This window comes from Streptomyces sp. NBC_00252 (genome assembly GCF_036187565.1).
Lineage (GTDB): Bacteria > Actinomycetota > Actinomycetes > Streptomycetales > Streptomycetaceae > Streptomyces.
The window spans coordinates 7,753,833-7,777,267 of the sequence record NZ_CP108087.1; the positions used below are offsets into that span (position 1 = coordinate 7,753,833).

A 23,435-nucleotide genomic window follows, 5' to 3' on the forward strand; every position below is an offset into this window, starting at 1 on the left:
AACCGAACGGCACACGAGTTGCTCGACGGTCTGTCAGACTCGACCAGCAAGATCTTCAACAACCATAAGATCTTCCGAAAGCGCCGAGGCGGAGAAGGGTACGGGGAGCACGATGGAACCGGTCATCATCGTCTTGATCATCCTGGTGGTGTTGGTCTTCATCGCTTTGATCAAGACGATCCAGGTCATCCCGCAGGCAAGTGCCGCGATCGTGGAGCGATTCGGCCGCTACACACGGACACTCAACGCGGGACTCAACATCGTCGTCCCGTTCATCGACACGATCCGCAACCGCATCGACCTGCGCGAACAGGTCGTACCGTTCCCGCCGCAGCCGGTGATCACCCAGGACAACCTGGTCGTCAACATCGACACGGTCATCTACTACCAAGTGACGGACGCGCGGGCCGCGACCTACGAAGTGGCCAGCTACATCCAGGCGATCGAGCAGCTGACGGTCACCACGCTCCGCAACATCATCGGCGGCATGGACCTGGAGCGCACCCTGACCTCCCGCGAGGAGATCAACGCGGCGCTGCGCGGAGTCCTCGACGAGGCGACGGGCAAGTGGGGCATCCGCGTAAACCGCGTGGAACTCAAGGCAATTGAGCCCCCGACCTCCATCCAGGACTCGATGGAGAAGCAGATGCGCGCCGACCGTGACAAGCGCGCCGCGATCCTCACCGCGGAAGGTACCCGCCAGGCCGCCATCCTCACCGCCGAAGGTGAGAAGCAGTCGCAGATCCTGCGCGCCGAGGGTGAGGCCAAGGCCGCGGCCCTGCGCGCCGAAGGTGAAGCCCAGGCAGTCCGCACGGTGTTCGAGGCGATCCACGCCGGCGACGCCGACCAGAAGCTCCTCAGCTACCAGTACCTCCAGATGCTCCCGAAGATCGCCGAGGGCGACGCCAACAAGCTCTGGATCGTCCCCAGCGAGATCGGCGACGCCCTCAAGGGCCTCTCCGGCGCGATGGGCAACATGGGCCCGTTCGGCGGCGGTTCGGGCAACGACGGAGGCAACTCCGGTAGCTCCGGCGGCAATTCGGAACGCCAACGCCGCGAGAAGCCGTCCATCGACTGACGGACCCGCTCTACGACACTGGGGCCCACCTCTCGCGGGAGGTGGGCCCCAGTTCTGCTCACATGCCCTACGCGGCCGGCTGAACCAGCCAGTCCGGCAGGGCATCGAAGTCCTCGGTCCCCAGCGCCAACAGCATCGCGTCCGCAGGCGTCGGCTCGAACGGATGCCGCAGCAACGGCATCCCCGCCTGCTCCGGGGTCCGCGCCGCCTTGCGGTGGTTGTCCTCCGCGCACGACGCCACCGTGTTCAGCCAGGAGTCCTGACCGCCCTGCGCCCTCGGCACCACATGGTCGACCGTCGTCGCGCGCCTGCCGCAGTACGCGCACCGGTGCCGGTCCCTGACCAGCACACCGCGCCTCGACCACGGAGCTTGTCTTCGGAACGGCACCCTCACATACCTGCACAACCGGATCACCCGGGGGACCGGTATGTCGACCTCGGCTCCGCGCATGCGCAGTTCGGGGTGGGCCTGCTCGACGACAGCCTTGTCCTGCAGCACCAGAACGACGGCTCGATTCAACGACACCGTCGACAGCGGCTCGAAGCTCGCGTTCAGCACCAGCGTGTCCCGCATCCAGCCCACCTCCCATGTGCAATCGGCCCACCACATGGCGGGCTTGGATCAACTCTGGCCGGGCACGCCGAGATGGACAACGCAATAAAAACTGCCCGCCCCTGATCAATTCCAAGACCAGAGGCGGGCAAACGTTCAATGAACGTCAGTCTTCGGCGGGAACCTCGTACTCACCGACCACATGGGCGCGCGCCAGCGTGTGGAACCGCAGGTTGAATCCGACGACCGCGGGAGAGGCGTCCGAGTCCGGACCGAGCTTCTCCGTGTCCACGGCGTACACCGTGAACACATAGCGGTGGGACCCGTCCCCGGGCGGCGGCGCGGCGCCCCCGAAGTCCTTCGACCCGTAGTCGTTCCGCACCTGTACGGCGCCCTCGGGCAGCCCCTCGAACTTGCCGCTGCCCGCACCCTCCGGCAGCTCCGTCACCGAGACCGGGATGTCGAACACCGTCCAGTGCCAGAACCCGCTGCCCGTGGGGGCGTCCGGGTCGTAGCAGGTCACGGCGAAACTCCTGGTCTCGGGCGGGAAGCCCTCCCACCGCAGCTGCGGCGAGGTGTTGCCGGCCGCGTAGACCTGAGCGTCCTTGAGCGTGGCCCCCGGCTCGACGTCCGCACTCGTCACCGTGAACGACGGCACGGGCGGGTGGAAGTCATGGGGGAGCGGCCGCCGCTTGAGCTCGGTCACCTCGGTACCTCCTGATCGGTTTCTTCAGTGGATACCGAGCCTAAAGGGTGTTGCACAAGGCCGTGTTCGGGCAGGCCAGAGTGGGTGAGCACAGTCTTCTGGTCATGATGCGAGGGCGAGGTTGTGCATGTGGGCGACGGCTTGGACCGCGTGATGGAGGCCGTCGCCGTGCTGTCGGCAGTCGCGGAGGATCTTGTAGTTCTTCAGGCGGCCGATGACGTGTTCCACGCGGGCGCGGACCTTGCGGTGGGCGGCGTTGTCGTCCTCCTCGCCCGGGAGCAGAGCCCGTCCGGGGCGTTTGCGGTGCGGTACCGCCATGCCGCAGTTGAGGTAGGCGCCGTCGCCGAGCACCGTCACGCCCTCACAGTGTCGGCTCAGCCCGGACGCACGCCAGGCGTGGGCGTCCGCCGTCGTGCCCGGCACCGGTCGTGCTGCCGCGATCACCAGCCGCGTGTCCGCGTCCACGACCACCTGCACGTTCGCCGAGAACCGGTAGTTGCGGCTGGATGCGGCCACCGACCGGTCGCGGAGCGGGATCAGCGTGCCGTCCACGATCCACATGCGTTCCGGGGCATCGGCCGGGCGGGAGACGGGCTCGATCGCGAGCAGCGGTCCCAGTCGTTGGATGACCCGGCACACGGTGGAGGAGGAGACACCGAACAGCGGGCCCAGCTGCCGCATCGTCAGATTGGTGCGGTAGTACACCGCGACCACCAGCACCCGCTCGGCCAGCGGCAGCGACCATGGCCGGCCCCGCAGGGTGCCGTTACCGCCCCGCTCCCGCACCACTTTCAACAGACGCGCGAACTGCGTCACTTGCAGCCCGGTGAATGTCTCCACCCACACCCGTTCGGCCCTCAACACCCCTGCCATACACCGGAGATGCCCAGTTCACGGCCTTGTGCAACACCCTTTAGAACCAGTTCCGTTTGCTGCCGACCTCGGACAGCCACTGGTTCAGGTACGCCGCCCAGTCAGTCCCCTGGAAGTCGTGCAGACCCACCTGGAAGGAACGGAACGTGTCACTGCCCTCACTGAAGAGGCCCGGCTTCTTGTCCATCTCCAGGATGACGTCCATCGCGTTCTCGTCGGCGACGAAACTCAGCTCCACCTGGTTCAGCCCGCGGTACTGCGACGGCGGCTGGAACTCGATCTCCTGGTAGAACGGCAGCTTCTGCCGCGTCCCCCGGATGTGCCCGCGCTCCATGTCCGCGCTCTTGAACCGGAAACCCAGCTGGATGAAGGCGTCCAGGAGAGCCTTCTGCGCCGGCAGCGGATGCACGTTGACCGGGTCGAGGTCACTGGAGTCCACGGCACGGGCGATCGCCAGCTCCGTGCTCACCCCGATGTGCATCCCGCGCAGCGACTGGCCGTCGATCATCGTGACCGGCGTCTCCCAGGGGATCTCGAGACCGAACGGCACGTTGTGCGCGGCCCCCGGCTGGAGCTCGAAGGCGCCGCCCAGCCGCACCTTCGTGAACTCGATGTCCTGCTTGTACTCCTGGTCACCGCTCTCGACCTCGACCTTGGCCTGCAGTCCGACCGAGAGCCCCTGGATCTCCTGGGCGACGGACCCGCCCTGGATCCGCACCTCGCCCTGGACGACCCCGCCCGGAACGACGTTGACCTCGGTCAGCACCGTCTCCACCGAAGCCCCGCCGGCCCCCAGGCTCGCGAGCAGCTTCTTGAACGCCATTGACTCTCCCTTTACGTGTGGACCCTTGATCCCTACAAACGCGAACCGGCCGCGCCCGGTTCCGCGCCACACCCTGGCAAGCGGACCGAACCTTGACCACCCCTTGGCACAAGCGCGGTTGGACTACGCTCGGACGCCATGATCGCGCCCCCGGACCGTATGCCCCTTCCCAGGGAGTTCTTCGACCGCCCTGTCCTGGAGGTCGCCCCCGACCTCCTCGGCCGCATCGTCGTCCGTACGACCCCCGACGGCCCGATCGTCCTGCGCCTCACAGAGGTCGAGGCCTACGACGGCGGCAACGACCCGGCGTCCCACGCGTACAGGGGACCGACGGCCCGCAACGGCGTGATGTTCGGTCCGCCCGGTCACGTGTACGTCTACTTCACCTACGGCATGTGGCACTGCATGAACCTGGTGTGCGGGCCCGAAGGCACCGCACGAGGGGTCCTGCTCCGGGCCGGAGAGATCGTCGAGGGTGCCGAACTCGCCCGCAAACGTCGACTCTCGGCCCGAAATGACAAAGAACTGGCCAAAGGCCCCGCCCGCCTGGCCACCGCCCTGGACGTCGACCGCTCCCTGGACGGCACGGACGCGTGCACCCCGGACGAGACACCCATCAGGATGCTGACCGGTACACCGGTGCCCTCCCATCAGGTAAGCAGCGGCCCCCGTACCGGAGTCTCCGGCGAGGGCGCGGTCCACCCGTGGCGGTTCTGGATCACCAACGACCCTACGGTTAGCCCGTATCGGGCACATACGCCGAGACGTCGGCCAAGTTGACGCGTCTTGGCAGGGTGCGTAATGTAGCCCGAGCCGCTTGACCCGGGTACGGCGTTCGCCTGCAGCCGGAAGCGGCCAACCCACTACTTACGACTCTCCCTCGCTGAGGGCGATTTCGGCGTGCCTGCATGCCTGAATTCGAACTCGCGGAACTCGATTATGAGTTGCCGAGGGAATCGGCTAACGTAGTGAATGTCGAAAGGCCGACGGACGAAAAACCAAAGCCTTTCGCAAAGCCCCCCGACAGGGAATCGGCACCGGAAACGGTCTGATAGAGTCGGAAACGCAAGACCGAAGGGAAGCCCGGAGGAAAGCCCGAGAGGGTGAGTACAAAGGAAGCGTCCGTTCCTTGAGAACTCAACAGCGTGCCAAAAATCAACGCCAGATATGTTGATACCCCGTCTCCGACTGTCATCTGACGGTTGGGACGAGGTTCCTTTGAAGAAAATACACAGCGAGGACGCTGTGAACGGCCGGGCTTATTCCGCCTGGCTGTTCCGCTCTCGTGATGTATCACCGGATAACCGGTACACATTCACGGAGAGTTTGATCCTGGCTCAGGACGAACGCTGGCGGCGTGCTTAACACATGCAAGTCGAACGATGAACCACTTCGGTGGGGATTAGTGGCGAACGGGTGAGTAACACGTGGGCAATCTGCCCTGCACTCTGGGACAAGCCCTGGAAACGGGGTCTAATACCGGATAACACTTCGGGCCTCATGGTCTGTGGTTAAAAGCTCCGGCGGTGCAGGATGAGCCCGCGGCCTATCAGCTTGTTGGTGAGGTAATGGCTCACCAAGGCGACGACGGGTAGCCGGCCTGAGAGGGCGACCGGCCACACTGGGACTGAGACACGGCCCAGACTCCTACGGGAGGCAGCAGTGGGGAATATTGCACAATGGGCGAAAGCCTGATGCAGCGACGCCGCGTGAGGGATGACGGCCTTCGGGTTGTAAACCTCTTTCAGCAGGGAAGAAGCGAAAGTGACGGTACCTGCAGAAGAAGCGCCGGCTAACTACGTGCCAGCAGCCGCGGTAATACGTAGGGCGCAAGCGTTGTCCGGAATTATTGGGCGTAAAGAGCTCGTAGGCGGCTTGTCACGTCGGGTGTGAAAGCCCGGGGCTTAACCCCGGGTCTGCATTCGATACGGGCTAGCTAGAGTGTGGTAGGGGAGATCGGAATTCCTGGTGTAGCGGTGAAATGCGCAGATATCAGGAGGAACACCGGTGGCGAAGGCGGATCTCTGGGCCATTACTGACGCTGAGGAGCGAAAGCGTGGGGAGCGAACAGGATTAGATACCCTGGTAGTCCACGCCGTAAACGGTGGGAACTAGGTGTTGGCGACATTCCACGTCGTCGGTGCCGCAGCTAACGCATTAAGTTCCCCGCCTGGGGAGTACGGCCGCAAGGCTAAAACTCAAAGGAATTGACGGGGGCCCGCACAAGCAGCGGAGCATGTGGCTTAATTCGACGCAACGCGAAGAACCTTACCAAGGCTTGACATACACCGGAAAGCATTAGAGATAGTGCCCCCCTTGTGGTCGGTGTACAGGTGGTGCATGGCTGTCGTCAGCTCGTGTCGTGAGATGTTGGGTTAAGTCCCGCAACGAGCGCAACCCTTGTCCTGTGTTGCCAGCGTGCCCTTCGGGGTGACGGGGACTCACAGGAGACCGCCGGGGTCAACTCGGAGGAAGGTGGGGACGACGTCAAGTCATCATGCCCCTTATGTCTTGGGCTGCACACGTGCTACAATGGCCGGTACAATGAGCTGCGATACCGTGAGGTGGAGCGAATCTCAAAAAGCCGGTCTCAGTTCGGATTGGGGTCTGCAACTCGACCCCATGAAGTCGGAGTTGCTAGTAATCGCAGATCAGCATTGCTGCGGTGAATACGTTCCCGGGCCTTGTACACACCGCCCGTCACGTCACGAAAGTCGGTAACACCCGAAGCCGGTGGCCCAACCCCTTGTGGGAGGGAGCTGTCGAAGGTGGGACTGGCGATTGGGACGAAGTCGTAACAAGGTAGCCGTACCGGAAGGTGCGGCTGGATCACCTCCTTTCTAAGGAGCACTTCTAACCGAGTTCGCTCGGTCAGAGGCCAGTACATCGGCGAATGTTCGATGCTGGTTGCTCAAGGGTGGAACGTTGATTATTCGGCCGGTATCACGGGTCGGAGACTGCAAGTACTACTCGCAAGAGTGTGGAAAGCACGATCTCCGGACGGATCCTGGCCGGGCACGCTGTTGGGTGTCTGAAGGTACGGCTGTGAAGCTGCCTTCAGTGCCGACCCCAGTGAACTTGCCTGTAAGGGCAGGGTGATGGGTGGTTGGTCGTTGTTTGAGAACTGCACAGTGGACGCGAGCATCTGTGGCCAAGTTTTTAAGGGCGCACGGTGGATGCCTTGGCACCAGGAACCGATGAAGGACGTGGGAGGCCACGATAGTCCCCGGGGAGTCGTCAACCAGGCTTTGATCCGGGGGTTTCCGAATGGGGAAACCCGGCAGTCGTCATGGGCTGTCACCCTTGCCTGAACACATAGGGCAAGTGGAGGGAACGCGGGGAAGTGAAACATCTCAGTACCCGCAGGAAGAGAAAACAACCGTGATTCCGGGAGTAGTGGCGAGCGAAACCGGATGAGGCCAAACCGTATGCGTGTGAGACCCGGCAGGGGTTGCGTATACGGGGTTGTGGGATCTCTCTTTCACAGTCTGCCGGCTGTGAGGCGAGTCAGAAACCGTTGATGTAGGCGAAGGACATGCGAAAGGTCCGGCGTAGAGGGTAAGACCCCCGTAGTCGAAACGTCAACGGCTCGTTTGAGAGACACCCAAGTAGCACGGGGCCCGAGAAATCCCGTGTGAATCTGGCGGGACCACCCGCTAAGCCTAAATATTCCCTGGTGACCGATAGCGGATAGTACCGTGAGGGAATGGTGAAAAGTACCGCGGGAGCGGAGTGAAATAGTACCTGAAACCGTGTGCCTACAAGCCGTGGGAGCGTCGCGCATTGAGTTTACTCAATTCGTCGTGACTGCGTGCCTTTTGAAGAATGAGCCTGCGAGTTTGCGGTGTGTTGCGAGGTTAACCCGTGTGGGGAAGCCGTAGCGAAAGCGAGTCCGAATAGGGCGATTTAGTAGCGCGCTCAAGACCCGAAGCGGAGTGATCTAGCCATGGGCAGGTTGAAGCGGAGGTAAGACTTCGTGGAGGACCGAACCCACCAGGGTTGAAAACCTGGGGGATGACCTGTGGTTAGGGGTGAAAGGCCAATCAAACTCCGTGATAGCTGGTTCTCCCCGAAATGCATTTAGGTGCAGCGTCGTGTGTTTCTTGCCGGAGGTAGAGCACTGGATAGGCGATGGGCCCTACCGGGTTACTGACCTTAGCCAAACTCCGAATGCCGGTAAGTGAGAGCACGGCAGTGAGACTGTGGGGGATAAGCTCCATGGTCGAGAGGGAAACAGCCCAGAGCATCGACTAAGGCCCCTAAGCGTACGCTAAGTGGGAAAGGATGTGGAGTCGCAGAGACAACCAGGAGGTTGGCTTAGAAGCAGCCACCCTTGAAAGAGTGCGTAATAGCTCACTGGTCTAGTGATTCCGCGCCGACAATGTAGCGGGGCTCAAGCGTACCGCCGAAGTCGTGTCATTCCAGCAATAAGCCCCAACGGGTGCTGGGATGGGTAGGGGAGCGTCGTGTGCCGGGTGAAGCTGCAGCGGAAGCTAGTGGTGGACGGTTCACGAGTGAGAATGCAGGCATGAGTAGCGATACACACGTGAGAAACGTGTGCGCCGATTGACTAAGGGTTCCTGGGTCAAGCTGATCTGCCCAGGGTAAGTCGGGACCTAAGGCGAGGCCGACAGGCGTAGTCGATGGATAACCGGTTGATATTCCGGTACCCGCTGTGAAGCGTCAAACATCGAGCATCGTGATGCTAAGGCCGTGAAGCCGTTCCGGACCCTTCGGGGAATGGAAAGTGGTGGAGCCGCCGGCCCAAGCGGTTAGTAGGTGAGTGATGGGGTGACGCAGGAAGGTAGTCCATCCCGGGCGGTGGTTGTCCCGGGGTAAGGGTGTAGGACGTGGTCTAGGCAAATCCGGATCACACATAGTCTGAGACCTGATGCCGAGCCGATTGTGGTGAAGTGGATGATCCTATGCTGTCGAGAAAAGCCTCTAGCGAGTTTCATGGCGGCCCGTACCCTAAACCGACTCAGGTGGTCAGGTAGAGAATACCGAGGCGTTCGGGTGAACTATGGTTAAGGAACTCGGCAAAATGCCCCCGTAACTTCGGGAGAAGGGGGGCCATCACTGGTGATTGAATTTACTTCATGAGCTGGGGGTGGCCGCAGAGACCAGCGAGAAGCGACTGTTTACTAAAAACACAGGTCCGTGCGAAGCCGTAAGGCGATGTATACGGACTGACGCCTGCCCGGTGCTGGAACGTTAAGGGGACCGGTTAGTCACTCTTCGGGGTGGCGAAGCTGAGAACTTAAGCGCCAGTAAACGGCGGTGGTAACTATAACCATCCTAAGGTAGCGAAATTCCTTGTCGGGTAAGTTCCGACCTGCACGAATGGCGTAACGACTTCTCGACTGTCTCAACCATAGGCCCGGTGAAATTGCACTACGAGTAAAGATGCTCGTTTCGCGCAGCAGGACGGAAAGACCCCGGGACCTTTACTACAGTTTGATATTGGTGTTCGGTTCGGCTTGTGTAGGATAGCTGGGAGACTGTGAAGCTCACACGCCAGTGTGGGTGGAGTCGTCGTTGAAATACCAGTCTGGTCGTGCTGGATGTCTAACCTGGGTCCGTGATCCGGATCAGGGACAGTGTCTGATGGGTAGTTTAACTGGGGCGGTTGCCTCCTAAAGAGTAACGGAGGCGCCCAAAGGTTCCCTCAGCCTGGTTGGCAATCAGGTGTTGAGTGTAAGTGCACAAGGGAGCTTGACTGTGAGACCGACGGGTCGAGCAGGGACGAAAGTCGGGACTAGTGATCCGGCGGTGGCTTGTGGAAGCGCCGTCGCTCAACGGATAAAAGGTACCCCGGGGATAACAGGCTGATCTTCCCCAAGAGTCCATATCGACGGGATGGTTTGGCACCTCGATGTCGGCTCGTCGCATCCTGGGGCTGGAGTCGGTCCCAAGGGTTGGGCTGTTCGCCCATTAAAGCGGTACGCGAGCTGGGTTTAGAACGTCGTGAGACAGTTCGGTCCCTATCCGCTGCGCGCGCAGGAACATTGAGAAGGGCTGTCCCTAGTACGAGAGGACCGGGACGGACGAACCTCTGGTGTGCCAGTTGTTCTGCCAAGGGCATGGCTGGTTGGCTACGTTCGGGAGGGATAACCGCTGAAAGCATCTAAGCGGGAAGCCTGCTTCGAGATGAGTGTTCCCACCCCCTTGAGGGGTTAAGGCTCCCAGTAGACGACTGGGTTGATAGGCCGGATCTGGAAGCCCAGTAATGGGTGGAGGTGACCGGTACTAATAGGCCGAGGGCTTGTCCTCAGTTGCTCGCGTCCACTGTGTTAGTTCTGAGACAACGAACAGTTGTCGGCTAGAGCTTGAACGACACAACAGAAAAGTGTGCTTGTTCGCTCGAAACCATTAGGGTTTCGGTGGTCATAGCGTGAGGGAAACGCCCGGTTACATTTCGAACCCGGAAGCTAAGCCTTACAGCGCCGATGGTACTGCAGGGGGGACCCTGTGGGAGAGTAGGACGCCGCCGAACAATATTTGGAGGACCCCTGGTCCCAGCGTTCACGCTGGGACCAGGGGTCCTTTTGTTTTTCCAGAAACTTTCAGAAACACAGTCCGGAGCGCGCCGCGTAGCTGGCTGCGCGAGAATGACTTGCGGTACCGAAGACAGGAGTCACCGATGTCCACCAACTCTCCCGAGGACCGACCCGAGCGCGAGGAGCGGCGACGGGACAGTGGTGACCGCGGCGACCGTGGCGGGTACCGCGGAGGCCCGAGCCGTAGCAACGACCGTGGGAACGACCGCGGCGGCAGCGGCGGCGGTGGTGATCGCGGGGGCTACGGCCGTCGTGACGACAGCCGTGGCGGCGCCCCTCGCCGTGACGACCGTGGCGGTGCCGGCAGCAGTGGTGGTGGCGATCGCGGTGGTTACCGCGGGCGTGACGACCGTTCCGCCGGCCCGCGTCGTGATGACCGGCCCGCAGGTCCTCGTCGTGACGACCGTCCGTCCGGTCCCCGCCGTGATGACCGCGGTGGCGAGCGCGGGGGGCGTCCCGGTGGTTTCCGTCGGGACGACAGCCGTGGTGAGCGGCCCGCGTTCCGTCGTGACGACCGCAGCGACAACCGGGGTGGCGAGCGTCGCGACGACAACCGCGGTGGCGGCTTCCGGCGCGATGACAGCCGTGGTGAGCGTCCGCCGTTCCGGCGTGACGACAGCCGTGGCAGCGGCGGCGGTTTCCGGCGTGACGACAATCGCGGTGAGCGGCCTCCGTTCCGCCGCGATGACCGTGGCGACAACCGGGGCGAGCGTCCTGCCTTCCGGCGTGACGACGACCGCGGTGACCGGGGCAGCTACCCCCGCCGCGACGACCGCCGCGATGACCGTCGTAGCGATGACCGTGGCAGCGGCGATCGCGGTGGGTTCCGTGGGCGTGACGACCGCTCCGCCGCTCCTCGCCGTGACGACCGCCCCGCCGGCCCCCGCAGGGACGACCGCGGCGGCGACCGTGGTGGCTTCCGGCGCGATGACAGCCGTGGTGAGCGGCCTCCGTTCCGTCGTGACGACCGTGGCGACAACCGTGGTGACAGCCGCGGCGAGCGTCCGCCCTTCCGTCGCGACGACCGCGGCGAGCGTCCGCCCTTCCGGCGTGATGACCGTCGGGACGACCGTCGTGACGGTGACCGTCCTGCCTTCCGTCGGGACGACAACCGTGGCGACGGTGGCGGATACCCCCGCCGTGACGACCGTTCCGCCGCCCCGCGTCGTGACGACCGTGGTGGGGACCGACCGGCCTTCCGCCGTGACGACCGTGGCGACAGCCGTGGTGAGCGGCCTCCGTTCCGGCGTGATGACCGTGGCGACAACCGGGGCGAGCGTCCTGCCTTCCGGCGTGACGACGACCGCGGTGAGCGGGGCAGCTACCCCCGCCGTGACGACCGTTCCGCCGCTCCCCGTCGTGACGACCGTCCGTCGGGTCCCCGTCGCGATGACCGACGTGATGACCGTGGCGGCGAGCGCGGTGGGCGTCCCGGTGGTTTCCGTCGGGACGACAGCCGTGGTGACCGTCCCGCGTTCCGGCGTGACGACGAGCGCGGTGGCTACCCCCGCCGCGACGACCGGCGCGACGACCGTCGGGGCGACGACCGCCGCGGTGGCGGCAGCCGCTTCCGGGACGAGCGGGACCGCGACCGTGAGCCGATCAAGCGCCTGCCGATCCCCGAGGACGTCACGGGCGAGGAGATCGACAAGGACGTACGGCAGGAGCTGATGAGTCTGCCGAAGGGGCTCGCGGAGGACGTCTCGAAGAACCTGGTGATGGTTGCCCGGCTCATCGACGAGGACCCCGAGGCCGCCTACGCCTACTCCAAGATCGCCCTGCGCCTGGCGTCGCGTGTCGCCGCCGTGCGTGAGGCGGCCGGGTTCGCGGCGTACGCCAACCAGAAGTACAGCGAGGCGCTGGCCGAGTTCCGTGCCGCGCGGCGGATGACCGGCACTGTCGACCTGTGGCCCGTGATGGCCGACTGCGAGCGTGGGCTCGGGCGGCCCGAGAAGGCGCTGGAGATGGCCGGCGCCGCCGAGGTGCACAAGCTCGACAAGGCCGGCCAGGTCGAGATGCGGCTCGTCGCGGCGGGTGCCCGGCGTGACATGGACCAGCTCGACGCGGCCATCGTCACGTTGCAGAGCCCCGAGCTGGCCTCGAACAGCGTGCAGCCGTGGACCGCGCGCCTGCGGTACGCCTACGCCGACGCCCTGCTCGCCGCCGGGCGTGAGGGCGAGGCGCGGGAGTGGTTCGCCAAGGCCGTGGAGTCGGACAAGGACGGCAGCACGGACGCGTCGGACCGGCTCGCCGAGATCGACGGGGTCGAGTTCGTCGACGCGTTCGTCGAGGACGACGAGGACGACAGCGACACCGTGACCGACGCCGAGGCCGAGGTCGAGGCGGAGGTCGATGACGAGGTCGAGCCTCAGGACGACGTCTCCGTAGTCGACGAGTTGGACGACGAGGACGACGACATCGAGGACGACGACGAGGACGACGGTGTCGAAGCCGCTGCCGAGTCCAAGGACGACGTCGTCAAGGAAGACGTCGTCAAGGACGATGTCCTTCTTAAAGAAGATGACGACGACGACAAGAACTGACCCACGTCAGTGAAGTGACAAGGGCGGGACCCCAGCACCTGGGGTCCCGCCCTTTCGCGTTCCGGGTGTTGTCGGCCGCGGCTCAGTCGTCGAGCGCGCGCAGCACCAGTCCCGACGCCGGTTTCGGGCCGAAGGACGTCGACTTGCGGGGCATCGTGACGCCTTGGCGGGCCAGGTCGCGGACGACCTCCTCGCGGACGGGGTGCATCAACACGGCCGTACCGCCGTCGCGTTCGGCCTTGCGGACCGTGGCGGCGGTGTCGTGGATGTAGGCGATGCGGGCCGGGTCGTCCTCAGGGATGTGCCAGACGTGGTCCAGGAGAGTGGCGTGCAGGACCGTCGCGTCCAGGGTGCGCCACGCGGCCGGGCGGTCGCCCGGGATGGTGCGGGCCAGGAGGTCCGGGTCCGGGTGGTCGACCAGGTGGAAGGCACCGTCGCCCGCGAGGAGGAAGGCGTTGCCTTCGCAGGCCGCGTCGGCGAGGGCGTCCAGGGCCTCCACGAGGGGCACCTCCAGGTGCCGCACGCGGAACAGGCCCTCCAGGGCGGCGAGGGCGTCGGAGACCCGGACGCCGTGCAGGAGGCGGTGGATCGCGCGGACCCGGAGCGGGTAGCGGGCCGTGTCCACGAGGAGGACGAGGCCGTAGTCCCAGGGGCTGGGGGAGGGATGCTCCGCGCGTAGACGTCGATACGTCGCCCAGCGGTGATGGCCGTCGGCGATCAGGGCCTGGTGATGGGCCAGGTCCTGCTGGATACGGGCCAGGTCGGCGGGGTCGGTCACCGACCAGAGGCGGTGGCTGTAACCGTCCTCCGTGGTCGTCGACAGGAGTGCGGGGTCCTGGGCGATGCGCTCGACGACCGTCGTGGTGTCGGACGGGGTGCCGTTGCCGCGGTACGTCAGGAGCAGGGGTTCGAAGTTCGCCGAGGTGGCGCGCATGAGGGCCGCCCGGTCGGCGACCACGTGCGGCATGACGTCCTCGTGCGGCAGGACCACGCCCTCCGAGGGGTCCGACAGGCGCAGGGCGCCGATGACACCGCGCTGCAACAGGCCGTTGCCGTCGTGCTGTTCGTACACGTACAGGCCGGGCTCGGGGTCGGTGGTGAGGACGCCTTCGGAGAGCCAGCGATGCAGGGTGTCGGCGGCCTGTTCGTTGCGGGCACTGGGGGTGGTGGCCTGCGGGAGGATCAGCCGGACGATGTTGTGCGGGTCGGAGTCCTGGAGATGGTGCAGGCCGTCGGGGCGTACGACGACGTCGTACGGTGGGGACGTCACGGCGGCCAGGCTGCCGACCAGGTCGGGGTCGTAGCGAAGGCCTCGGAACGGGGTGAGTTCCAGGCCTCGGCGCTCCGTTGCTTCCGAGTGACCTGCGGTGTTCATCCCGGCATCGTACGTGTGTCAGTGGCATGCGGGATGATCGGGTGAAAGCGATCGAACGAGGAGCGATGTGGAATGAGCCAGAGCGTCAGGACGAGGCCCGAGGGCAGTGGCCGGGCCCTGAGCGAGGCGTACGACACGGCGCTGCTCGACCTCGACGGGGTGGTGTACGCGGGGGGTGAGGCGATCGCCCACGCGGTCGACTCGCTCGCCACCGCCCGTGAGGGCGGGATGCGGCTGGCCTACGTCACGAACAACGCGCTGCGCACCCCGGACGCGGTGGCCGACCACCTCACCGAGCTGGGCATACCGACCGGTGCCGACGACGTCATCACCTCCGCGCAGGCCGTCGCCCGGCTGATCAGCGAGCAGGTGCCGGCGGGCTCCCGCGTGCTGGTGATCGGCGGCGAGGGCCTGCGGGTCGCGCTGCGTGAGCGCGGCCTCGAGCCCGTCGACTCGGCGGACGACGAGCCGGTGGCCGTCGCGCAGGGCTACGGCGGCCCCGACCTGGTGTGGTCGCGGTTCGCGGAGGCCTGTTACGCCATCGCGCGCGGGGTGCCGTGGTTCGCGTCCAACACCGACCTGACGATCCCGAGCGCACGGGGTATCGCCCCGGGCAACGGCGCGGCGGTGGAGGTCGTACGCATAGCGACCGGGGCCGAGCCGCAGGTCGCGGGCAAGCCGCTGCCGCCCATGCACAAGGAGACGATCCTGCGGACGGGCGCCAAGCGGCCGTTGGTGGTCGGGGACCGGCTGGACACGGACATCGAGGGCGCGTTCAACGGCGAGGTGGATTCGCTGCTCGTCCTCACCGGCGTGACCGACGGCCCGCAGCTCCTCGCGGCGCCGCCGCAGCACCGGCCGACGTACGTCGACGCCGATCTGCGGGGCATGCTCACCGGGCAGCCCGAGGTCACCGAGGCGGGAGACGGCTTCCGGTGCGGTGGCTGGACGGCGACGGCGGGCCGTGACCGGCTGGAACTCGACGGTGACGGCGAGCCCTTGGACGGGTTGCGCGCCCTGTGCGCGGCGGCCTGGGCGGCGGCGGGCGACGGCTCCTGCACGCTGGACGCCGAGAAGGCGCTGGCGAAGCTGGAGTTGTGACAGGGGGAGGCGGGGGCCAGCGCCCGGGGCGCTGAACGGCGGGGGAGCGGGACACGGCCTCCGGAGCGCATGCGAGGGTAGGCTAACCTAACCACGTGTTGGTCGACAGTCCCCCAGAACAGCGCGCGGAGACCGCCCCCGCGCCCCCAACCCACCGGGCGATACGTGTCCTTGGGCTCTTCGCCTCGGCGGCGCTCCTGGTCCTCGTGGCCCTGGCGAGCATCGCGATCGGCGCGAAATCGCTGCCGTTGGGGGATGTGTGGCACGGCCTGTTCCATGACTCGGGGACGTACGCGGACGTCGTCGTCGGTGACCGCATCTCCCGTACGGTCCTCGGGCTGCTCGCCGGTGCCGCGCTCGGCCTGTCCGGCGCGGTCCTCCAGGCGCTCACCCGCAACCCCCTCGCGGACCCCGGCCTCCTCGGCATCAACGCCGGCGCCTCCGCCGCCGTCGTCACCGCGATCACGTACTTCGGTGTCACATCGCTGACCGGCTACGTCTGGTTCGCCTTCGCGGGCGCGGCCGTCGTCGGCGCGCTGGTCTGGTTCCTGGGCGGCAGCCGGGGCGCCACCCCCGTACGCCTCGCCCTCGCCGGCACCGCGATCAGCGCCGCGCTCTACGGCTACCTCCAGGCCGTCATGATCATGGACGACGCGGCGCTCTCCAAGATGCGCTTCTGGACGGTCGGTTCACTGGCCTCGGCCACCGGCTCGACGATCACCCAGGTCGCGCCGTTCTTCGCGGTCGGCACGGTCGTCGCGCTGCTGCTCGCCCGCCCCCTGAACGCGGTCGCGATGGGCGACGACACCGCCCGCGCCCTCGGCGCCAACCTCAACCGCACCCGCGCGCTCGCCATGCTCTCCGCGACCGTGCTGTGCGGGGCGGCCACCGCGGCCTGCGGCCCGATCGTCTTCGTCGGCCTGATGGTCCCGCATGTGGTGCGTTCCTTCACTGGCCCCGACCTGCGCTGGATCCTGCCGTACGCCACGATCCTGTCGCCCGTACTGCTGCTCTCGGCGGACGTGCTCGGCCGGCTGATCGCGCGGCCCGCGGAGCTCCAGGTCGGCATCGTCACCGCGATCATCGGCGGGCCGGTCTTCATCTATCTCGTACGACGGCGGAGGACGGCCCAGCTGTGAAGGCCACACCCACTCAGGCTCTCCGTACCCGAGCCGTACGGACCGGCGGCCTCTCGCTGCGCCTCGACCCCCGCGCCGTCACGGTCGTCGTCCTTCTCCTGGTCTGCGCGCTCGCGGCGAGTGTCGTGCTGATCGGCACCGGGGACTTCCCGATCCCGCCCGGTGACGTCCTCAAGACGCTGTTCGGCGGCGGAAACGCGGGACAGGAGTTCATCGTCAGGGAACTGCGGCTGCCCCGCGTCCTCGTCGGCCTTCTGGTCGGCGCCTCGCTCGGGCTCGGGGGTGCGCTGTTCCAGTCCATCTCGCGCAATCCGCTGGGCAGTCCGGACGTGCTCGGCCTCTCGCAGGGGTCGACGGCCGGGGCGCTCGTCATGATCGTGCTGTTCTCCGGCAGCGCGACCGCTGTCACCCTCGGGGCCCTCGTCGGCGGTCTGGTGACCGGGCTCGCGATCTACCTGCTCGCCTGGAAGCAGGGCGTGCACGGCTACCGGCTCGTCCTGGTCGGCATCGGCGTCTCCGCCGTGGTCACCGCCGTCAACGGCTATCTGCTCACCAAGGCCGACCTCGTCGACGCGGCCCGCGCGGTCGTGTGGATGACCGGTTCCCTCAACGGCCGCGACTGGACCCAGGTCTGGCCACTCCTCGCGCTGTGCGCCGTGCTCCTGCCGCTCGTCCTCGCCAACGGGCGCGGGTTGCGGATGATGGAGATGGGCGACGACGTGTCGTACGCCCTAGGGGTGCGCGTCGAGCGCGTACGGCTGCTGCTGTTGGTGGCCGCCGTGCTCCTCACCTCGGCCGCGACCGCCGCCGCGGGACCCGTCGGTTTCGTCGCCCTCACGGCACCGCAGCTCGCCCGCCGCCTGACCCGCTCGCCGGGTCCCAACCTGGTGCCCTCCCTCTGCATGGGCGCCACCTTGCTGGTCACCGCCGACTGGGCGTCCCAACGGGCCTTCGGCGCCGACCAGTTGCCCGTGGGCGTGGTCACCGGGGTCCTCGGCGGTGTCTACCTGCTGTGGCTCCTGGTCACCGAGCGGAAGGCGGGCCGGATATGAGTGGGGACAGGGCCACCACTCCTACGAGCGCCGCCACGACCGTCCCCGCGAGCCTCTCCACGAACACCCCTACGAACGCCTCGGCGAACGAGAACCACCGAAGGAGCACCGTGAACCGTCTGTCCGCCGAGAACGTCACCCTCGCCTACGACCAGCGCGTCATCGCCAGTGAGTTGTCCGTCGAGATACCCGACAACTCCTTCACGGTGATCGTCGGCCCGAACGCCTGCGGCAAGTCCACGCTGCTGCGCGCCCTGTCCCGGATGCTGAAGCCGACCGAGGGCCGGGTGCTGCTCGACGGGCAGGTCATCCAGTCGATGCCGGCGAAGAAGGTCGCGCGCACCCTGGGGCTGCTCCCGCAGTCGTCCATCGCGCCCGACGGCATCACCGTCGGCGACCTCGTGGGCCGCGGCCGGTACCCGCACCAGGGCATCCTGCGCCAGTGGTCCGCCGAGGACGAGCGGGTCGTACAGGAGTCGATGGCACAGACCGGTGTCGCCGAGCTCGCCGATCGCTATGTCGACGAACTGTCCGGCGGGCAGCGGCAGCGCGTGTGGATCGCGATGGCGCTGGCCCAGCAGACGCCCCTGCTGCTGCTCGACGAGCCGACCACCTACCTGGACATCCAGCACCAGATCGACGTCCTCGACCTCTGTGCCGAGCTGCACGAGGAGCAGGGGCGCACGCTGGTCGCGGTGCTGCACGACCTCAACCACGCGGCCCGGTACGCCACCCACCTCATCGCGCTGCGAGAGGGCGCGGTCATCGCGGAGGGCGCCCCGAGCGACATCGTCACGGCCGAGCTGGTCGAGGAGGTCTTCGGGCTGCGCTGCCAGGTCATCGACGACCCGGAGACGGGGACGCCGCTGGTGGTGCCGGCGGCGCGCAAGGCACGCGCGCGTGCGGGGGCCGCGGCCGGGGCGGGGGCCGCGGCGGTGGCTACAGAAGCTTCCTGAGGCGGAACAGGTCGAACACGTTGGCCTCCAGCTTCACCCGGCCCGAGCCCCAGGCCTTGGCGAAGTTCAGGCCGCCGTTGACCATGGCCACCAGGTCGTCGCCGGCCATGGTCAGCCTGATCTGGGCCTTCTCCGCCGGAAGGCCCTGCACGGTCTCGTCCACCACGATCCGGCCGCCGGTGAGCCGGCCCACGAACGTGGTGTCGAGGTCGGTGATCCGGCAGCTGACCGAGCGGTCCATGGCCGCGGCGGCGCGGACATTCCCATCGGCCTTCTGCATGGTGTCCGAGAGCTTCTCGAGTGCGGCACGGCACTCTTCGATCGTTGCCATCGTGATCGACGGTACCCCAGGGCTTCGGGGTAGCGTCTGGGCATGAGCGACTCATTGCCCGAGGCCGAGGTCGGGGCCGTAGCGGAGGGTGTTCCGGCGGCGGTTCCGGAGGCCGTTGTGGAGGCGGAGCCCGCGTACGACCCGGCCGCGCCCGCGCCCCTGCACGTGGACCGCGCACCGAGCGGCAACGCCGACGTGGACGCCCAGCTCGGGCGGCTTGCCGACACCGACCACCTCGCCACGGACGGACATGTCGAGGTGTACGAGGATGTACACCGGGGGCTGCGCGACGCGCTCACCGCGCTCGACGCCCGCCCGGGTCCTCCGGTGCCCCCGAGGCCGTACGACAACAGGAGCTGAACCGAACGTGGCAGGAGTGGCACGCCGCCGTCTCGACGCCGAGCTGGTCCGAAGGAAGCTCGCGCGCTCGCGGGAGCACGCGAGCCAGCTGATCGCCGCCGGACGGGTCACCGTCGGCAAGACCGTCGCGACCAAGCCCGCCACCCAGGTGGAGACCGCGGCCGCCATCGTGGTCGTACAGGACGACGACGATCCCGACTACGTCTCGCGCGGCGGCCACAAGCTCGCGGGCGCGCTGGCGGCCTTCGTACCGCAGGGGCTCGTGGTCGAGGGGCGGCGGGCGCTGGACGCCGGCGCGTCCACCGGAGGCTTCACCGATGTGCTGCTGCGGGCGGGTGCCACGCAGGTCGTGGCCGTCGACGTCGGGTACGGACAACTCGCCTGGTCTCTTCAGAGCGATGAACGCGTCACCGTCAAGGACCGTACGAACGTACGCGAGTTGACGCTTGAAGCGATCGATGGGGAGCCTGTGGATCTTGTCGTGGGGGATCTGTCCTTCATCCCGCTCGGGCTGGTGCTGCCCGCCCTGGTGCGGTGCACGAAGCCGGACGCGGACCTGGTGATGATGGTCAAGCCGCAGTTCGAGGTGGGGAAGGAACGCCTGGGGAGCGGCGGAGTCGTCCGCAGCCCGGAACTCCGGGCCGAGGCCGTGCGCGGGGTCGCCCGACGGGCCGCCGAACTGGGGCTCGGGGTGCGGGGGGTCACCGCCAGCCCGCTGCCCGGACCGTCGGGGAATGTCGAGTACTTTCTGTGGCTGCGGGCCGGCGCACCCGAACTGGACCCGGCCGATGTTGACCGTGCAGTGGCGGAGGGGCCGCGTTGACACAGAACCGAGCTCGTACTGTTTTCCTGCTCGCGCACACGGGCCGCCCGGCGGCCATCCGGAGTGCCGAACTGGTCGTGAAGGGGCTCCTGCAGTCCGGTATCGGCGTGCGCGTCCTGGAGTACGAGGCACGCGACCTGCCGCTGCCCCCCGAGGTGGAGACGGTCACCGAGGCCACCCCGCAATGCCTTGAGGGCTGCGAGCTGCTCATCGTCCTCGGCGGCGACGGCACGCTGCTGCGCGGGGCGGAGTTCGCGCGGGCGTCCGGGGTGCCGATGCTCGGCGTCAACCTCGGCAGCGTGGGGTTCCTCGCGGAGGCGGAGCGGGACGACCTCGACAAGGTCGTGGACCGGGTGGTCACGCGGGCGTACGAGGTCGAGGAGCGGATGACCGTCGATGTCGTCGTGCACAAGAACGGGAACATCGTGCACACGGACTGGGCGCTGAACGAGGCGGCGGTGCAGAAGGCCGGCGCCGAGAAGCTGCTCGAGGTCGTGCTGGAGATCGACGGGCGGCCGGTCACGGGGTTCGGGTGTGACGGGATCGTCTGTGCGACGCCCACCGGGTCGACCGCGTACGCCTTCTCCGCGGGTGGGCCTGTGGTGTGGCCCGAGGTCGAGGCGTTGTTGATGGTGCCGATCAGTGCGCACGCGTTGTTCGCGAAGCCACTGGTGACCTCGCCGGATTCCGTGCTGGCCGTCGAGGTGCTGCCGCACATCCCGCCGGGGGTTCTGTGGTGTGACGGGCGGCGGACGGTCGAGTTGCCTGCGGGGGCTCGGGTCGAGGTGCGGCGGGGGGCTGTGCCTGTGCGGCTGGCCCGGCTGCATCACGCGTCGTTCACGGATCGGCTTGTCGCGAAGTTCGCGTTGCCTGTTTCGGGGTGGCGTGGGGCTCCTCAGTAAGGTGCCGGCCGGTGGGGGCTTGTCGCGCAGTTCCTCGCGCCCCTGAGCGGGATGCACTCACGTGGGTGATATGTGGAGCCTTGTTGCTTCCGTTCACCTGCTGCTTCCCATAAGCGAGGTGGGGGGCGTCGCACAGGCGGCCCCCGACCTCGTAAGGTCGTGTCCGTGTTGGAGGAGATGCGGATACGGTCGCTCGGAGTCATCGACGACGCTGTCGTCGAGCTGTCGCCGGGGTTCACCGCTGTCACGGGTGAGACCGGTGCGGGCAAGACCATGGTCGTCACCAGTCTCGGGCTGCTGCTCGGGGGACGGGCGGACCCGGCGCTGGTGCGGATCGGGGCGAAGAACGCGGTCGTGGAGGGGCGGATCTCCGTGCCTCCGGGAGCCTCGGCCGTCCTGCGTGCCGAGGAGGCGGGCGCGGAGCTCGAGGACGGGACGCTGCTCATCAGCCGTACCGTTTCCGCCGAGGGGCGGTCCCGGGCACACCTGGGCGGGCGTTCCGTGCCGGTCGGGTTGCTGGCCGAGCTGGCCGACGACCTCGTCGCCGTGCACGGGCAGACCGATCAGCAGGGGTTGCTGAAGCAGTCCCGGCAGCGGCAGGCGCTCGACCGGTACGCCGGGGACGCCGTCACCGGGCCGCTCGCGAAGTACGGCGAGGCGTATCGGCGACTGCGCGCCGTCGCCGTCGAGTTGGACGAGATCACCACGCGCGCGCGTGAACGGGCCCAGGAGGCCGACATGTTGCGCTACGGCCTCGACGAGATCGCCGGTGTCGAGCCGCGTCCCGGAGAGGACGTCGAACTCGCCGCCGAGGCCGAACGGCTCGGTCACGCCGAGGCGTTGGCGTCCGCGGCGACGGCCGCGCATGCCGCGCTCGCCGGTAACCCCGAGGACCCCGAGGGCATCGACGCGGCGACGCTCGTCGCGGGTGCGCAGCGGGCCCTGGAAGCCGTCCGGTCCCACGACTCCGAACTCGCCTCGCTCACCGACCGGATCGGTGAGATCGGCATTCTTCTCGGCGATGTGGCAGGGGAGTTGGCGGGCTACGCCGACGACCTGGACGCCGATCCGCTGCGACTGGCCGCCGTCGAGGAACGCAGGGCCGCCCTCAACGCGCTCACCCGGAAGTACGGCGAGGACATCACCGCCGTGCTCGCGTACGCCGAGCAGGGCGCCTCACGGCTCACCGAGCTGGACGGCGACGACGAACGCATCGACGAGCTGACCGCCGAGCGGGACGCGCTGCGCGGTGAACTGGGCGGCCTGGCCCAGGCGTTGACCGACGCCCGCACGGAGGCCGCCGAGCGCTTCGCGGCAGCGGTGACCGCCGAGCTGGCGTCCCTCGCGATGCCGCACGCGCGTGTGTCGTTCGAGATCCGGCAGACCGAGGACCCGGAGGGCGTCGAGGTCGGCGGCCGTGCGGTCGCCTACGGCCCGTCGGGCGTCGACGAGGTCGAACTGCTCCTCGCCCCGCACCCGGGCGCTCCGCCCCGGCCCATCGCCAAGGGCGCGTCCGGCGGTGAGCTGTCCCGCGTGATGCTCGCCGTGGAAGTCGTGTTCGCCGGGACCGACCCCGTCCCGACCTACCTCTTCGACGAGGTCGACGCCGGCGTCGGCGGCAAGGCAGCGGTCGAGATCGGCCGCCGCCTCGCAAAGCTCGCCAAGACCGCCCAGGTCGTCGTCGTCACCCACCTGCCCCAGGTCGCCGCGTTCGCCGACCGGCAATTGCTGGTCGAGAAGACCAACGACGGCTCCGTCACCCGCTCCGGCGTCAAGGTCCTCGAAGGCGAGGAGCGCGTACGGGAGTTGTCCCGGATGCTCGCCGGCCAGGAGGACTCGGAGACCGCGCGGGCGCATGCGGAGGAGCTGTTGGCCACGGCGCGGGCGGACGGGTAGCGGGGGCTTCGCGTACGGCTGGCGCGGGCTCCGCGCACGGCGGGTGAGAGTCCCGCGTACGTCCGGCGGGGCCCCGGCTGAGGAGCGGGCCGCCGGTGCGGTGGTGCCGGACGTCGCTCGGGGACGCGGGGACGCATGACGCCGCTGTGGCGGTGGCGGCGATGTACGGGGACAGGGTGAGCGCGCCGACGCGGGCCAGCCGAAGCGGGGAGCCCGTTCCGGACGCGCCGCCTCCTCACTCGTACGGGTGACAGCCGCGCCCCTGTTGCCCATCTGCACGGCCCCCACACTCTCCGGCGTGCCGGAACACCCGTACGTGCTGGCATCCTTGAGTCGGAACGCGTAGGAAGCGTGCGGTACACCC

General features: G+C 67.3%; 17 protein-coding genes, 3 rRNA genes and 1 pseudogene. 15 read left to right on the top strand and 6 right to left on the bottom strand.

Annotated elements, in window-relative coordinates; translation table 11 throughout:
- Positions 1–112 precede the first annotated feature (112 nt).
- Positions 113–1,078, top strand: coding sequence for an SPFH domain-containing protein (locus tag OHT77_RS34465; RefSeq protein WP_328832314.1), 966 nt, complete (start codon positions 113–115; stop codon positions 1,076–1,078).
- Between the two features lie 67 nt (positions 1,079–1,145).
- Here the strand turns inward: OHT77_RS34465 and OHT77_RS34470 are convergent, their stop codons facing one another.
- The 4 genes from OHT77_RS34470 to OHT77_RS34485 form a co-directional block, all read right to left on the bottom strand.
- Positions 1,146–1,652 (bottom strand): HNH endonuclease, encoded by a 507-nt coding sequence (locus OHT77_RS34470; RefSeq protein WP_328832315.1) that lies wholly within the window; start codon positions 1,650–1,652, stop codon positions 1,146–1,148.
- 145 nt (positions 1,653–1,797) lie between these two features.
- On the bottom strand, positions 1,798–2,337 hold the full coding sequence (locus tag OHT77_RS34475) for a YbhB/YbcL family Raf kinase inhibitor-like protein (protein ID WP_328832316.1): 540 nt from the start codon (positions 2,335–2,337) through the stop codon (positions 1,798–1,800).
- A 102-nt stretch (positions 2,338–2,439) separates the two neighbouring features.
- Complete coding sequence (locus OHT77_RS34480) at positions 2,440–3,210, bottom strand: transposase family protein (protein WP_328826102.1); 771 nt, start codon at positions 3,208–3,210, stop codon at positions 2,440–2,442.
- 40 nt (positions 3,211–3,250) lie between these two features.
- On the bottom strand, positions 3,251–4,033 hold the full coding sequence (locus OHT77_RS34485; protein ID WP_266767271.1) for a sporulation protein: 783 nt from the start codon (positions 4,031–4,033) through the stop codon (positions 3,251–3,253).
- 138 nt (positions 4,034–4,171) lie between these two features.
- Here OHT77_RS34485 and OHT77_RS34490 point away from each other — a divergent pair, with 138 nt between their 5' ends.
- The 6 genes and pseudogenes from OHT77_RS34490 (at position 4,172) to OHT77_RS34515 (ending at position 13,136) form a co-directional block, all read left to right on the top strand.
- The gene (locus OHT77_RS34490; RefSeq protein WP_328832317.1) at positions 4,172–4,813 is read left to right on the top strand and encodes a DNA-3-methyladenine glycosylase; all 642 of its coding nucleotides are present in this window, start codon (positions 4,172–4,174) and stop codon (positions 4,811–4,813) included.
- Between the two features lie 534 nt (positions 4,814–5,347).
- A 16S ribosomal RNA gene (locus OHT77_RS34495) occupies positions 5,348–6,873 on the top strand.
- 309 nt (positions 6,874–7,182) lie between these two features.
- Positions 7,183–10,306 (top strand): 23S ribosomal RNA (locus tag OHT77_RS34500).
- A 106-nt stretch (positions 10,307–10,412) separates the two neighbouring features.
- Positions 10,413–10,529 (top strand): 5S ribosomal RNA (gene rrf / locus OHT77_RS34505).
- The 16S, 23S and 5S rRNA genes sit together here, the layout of an rRNA operon.
- Positions 10,530–11,183: 654 nt before the next feature.
- Positions 11,184–12,188: pseudogene (locus OHT77_RS45090) on the top strand (hypothetical protein); the annotation flags it as partial.
- A gap of 75 nt (positions 12,189–12,263) precedes the next feature.
- Positions 12,264–13,136, top strand: coding sequence for a hypothetical protein (locus OHT77_RS34515; protein ID WP_328834430.1), 873 nt, complete (start codon positions 12,264–12,266; stop codon positions 13,134–13,136).
- A gap of 82 nt (positions 13,137–13,218) precedes the next feature.
- Here the strand turns inward: OHT77_RS34515 and OHT77_RS34520 are convergent, their stop codons facing one another.
- Positions 13,219–14,511, bottom strand: a complete 1,293-nt coding sequence (locus tag OHT77_RS34520) for a DUF1015 domain-containing protein (protein ID WP_328832318.1) — start codon at positions 14,509–14,511, stop codon at positions 13,219–13,221.
- Between the two features lie 72 nt (positions 14,512–14,583).
- On the opposite strand from OHT77_RS34520, the gene OHT77_RS34525 reads away from it, so the two are divergent.
- The 4 genes from OHT77_RS34525 (at position 14,584) to OHT77_RS34540 (ending at position 18,759) form a co-directional block, all read left to right on the top strand.
- Positions 14,584–15,612 (top strand): HAD hydrolase-like protein, encoded by a 1,029-nt coding sequence (locus OHT77_RS34525; protein ID WP_328832319.1) that lies wholly within the window; start codon positions 14,584–14,586, stop codon positions 15,610–15,612.
- Between the two features lie 95 nt (positions 15,613–15,707).
- Positions 15,708–16,751: a FecCD family ABC transporter permease gene (locus tag OHT77_RS34530; protein ID WP_328832320.1), complete on the top strand. Its 1,044-nt coding sequence runs from the start codon at positions 15,708–15,710 to the stop codon at positions 16,749–16,751.
- Positions 16,748–17,803, top strand: coding sequence for a FecCD family ABC transporter permease (locus OHT77_RS34535; RefSeq protein WP_328832321.1), 1,056 nt, complete (start codon positions 16,748–16,750; stop codon positions 17,801–17,803). Before OHT77_RS34530 ends, OHT77_RS34535 begins: the two co-directional genes overlap by 4 nt.
- A 110-nt stretch (positions 17,804–17,913) precedes the next feature.
- A complete protein-coding gene (locus tag OHT77_RS34540; RefSeq protein WP_443048225.1) occupies positions 17,914–18,759 on the top strand; it encodes an ABC transporter ATP-binding protein in 846 nt (281 codons plus the stop codon).
- On the opposite strand, the gene OHT77_RS34545 is transcribed toward OHT77_RS34540, so the two are convergent.
- The gene (locus tag OHT77_RS34545) at positions 18,743–19,090 is read right to left on the bottom strand and encodes an SCP2 sterol-binding domain-containing protein (protein ID WP_328832323.1); all 348 of its coding nucleotides are present in this window, start codon (positions 19,088–19,090) and stop codon (positions 18,743–18,745) included. The two genes, OHT77_RS34540 and OHT77_RS34545, sit on opposite strands and share 17 nt — an antisense overlap.
- 42 nt (positions 19,091–19,132) lie before the next feature.
- Here OHT77_RS34545 and OHT77_RS34550 point away from each other — a divergent pair, with 42 nt between their 5' ends.
- The 4 genes from OHT77_RS34550 to recN all read left to right on the top strand — a co-directional run bounded on the left by OHT77_RS34550 (position 19,133) and on the right by recN (position 23,071).
- Positions 19,133–19,450, top strand: a complete 318-nt coding sequence (locus tag OHT77_RS34550) for a hypothetical protein (protein ID WP_328832324.1) — start codon at positions 19,133–19,135, stop codon at positions 19,448–19,450.
- Positions 19,451–19,457: 7 nt separating this feature from the next.
- A complete protein-coding gene (locus tag OHT77_RS34555; protein ID WP_328832325.1) occupies positions 19,458–20,273 on the top strand; it encodes a TlyA family RNA methyltransferase in 816 nt (271 codons plus the stop codon).
- Positions 20,270–21,175, top strand: coding sequence for an NAD kinase (locus tag OHT77_RS34560; RefSeq protein WP_266767260.1), 906 nt, complete (start codon positions 20,270–20,272; stop codon positions 21,173–21,175). The genes OHT77_RS34555 and OHT77_RS34560 overlap by 4 nt, the downstream gene beginning before the upstream one ends.
- A 177-nt stretch (positions 21,176–21,352) precedes the next feature.
- Complete coding sequence (gene recN, locus OHT77_RS34565) at positions 21,353–23,071, top strand: DNA repair protein RecN (protein WP_328834431.1); 1,719 nt, start codon at positions 21,353–21,355, stop codon at positions 23,069–23,071.
- Positions 23,072–23,435: the final 364 nt, after the last annotated feature.

What these genes read in the sequence shown, in the direction of transcription:
- OHT77_RS34525 (WP_328832319.1), top strand. Translation starts at nt 14,584, where the DNA reads ATGAGCCAGAGCGTCAGGACGAGGCCCGAGGGCAGTGGCCGGGCCCTG.
- recN (WP_328834431.1), top strand. Translation starts at nt 21,353, where the DNA reads ATGCGGATACGGTCGCTCGGAGTCATCGACGACGCTGTCGTCGAGCTG.
- OHT77_RS34515 (WP_328834430.1), top strand. Translation starts at nt 12,264, where the DNA reads ATGAGTCTGCCGAAGGGGCTCGCGGAGGACGTCTCGAAGAACCTGGTG.
- OHT77_RS34465 (WP_328832314.1), top strand. Translation starts at nt 113, where the DNA reads ATGGAACCGGTCATCATCGTCTTGATCATCCTGGTGGTGTTGGTCTTC.
- OHT77_RS34470 (WP_328832315.1), bottom strand. Translation starts at nt 1,652, where the DNA reads ATGCGGGACACGCTGGTGCTGAACGCGAGCTTCGAGCCGCTGTCGACG.
- OHT77_RS34545 (WP_328832323.1), bottom strand. Translation starts at nt 19,090, where the DNA reads ATGGCAACGATCGAAGAGTGCCGTGCCGCACTCGAGAAGCTCTCGGAC.
- OHT77_RS34490 (WP_328832317.1), top strand. Translation starts at nt 4,172, where the DNA reads ATGATCGCGCCCCCGGACCGTATGCCCCTTCCCAGGGAGTTCTTCGAC.
- OHT77_RS34485 (WP_266767271.1), bottom strand. Translation starts at nt 4,033, where the DNA reads ATGGCGTTCAAGAAGCTGCTCGCGAGCCTGGGGGCCGGCGGGGCTTCG.
- OHT77_RS34520 (WP_328832318.1), bottom strand. Translation starts at nt 14,511, where the DNA reads ATGAACACCGCAGGTCACTCGGAAGCAACGGAGCGCCGAGGCCTGGAA.
- OHT77_RS34480 (WP_328826102.1), bottom strand. Translation starts at nt 3,210, where the DNA reads ATGGCAGGGGTGTTGAGGGCCGAACGGGTGTGGGTGGAGACATTCACC.
- OHT77_RS34550 (WP_328832324.1), top strand. Translation starts at nt 19,133, where the DNA reads ATGAGCGACTCATTGCCCGAGGCCGAGGTCGGGGCCGTAGCGGAGGGT.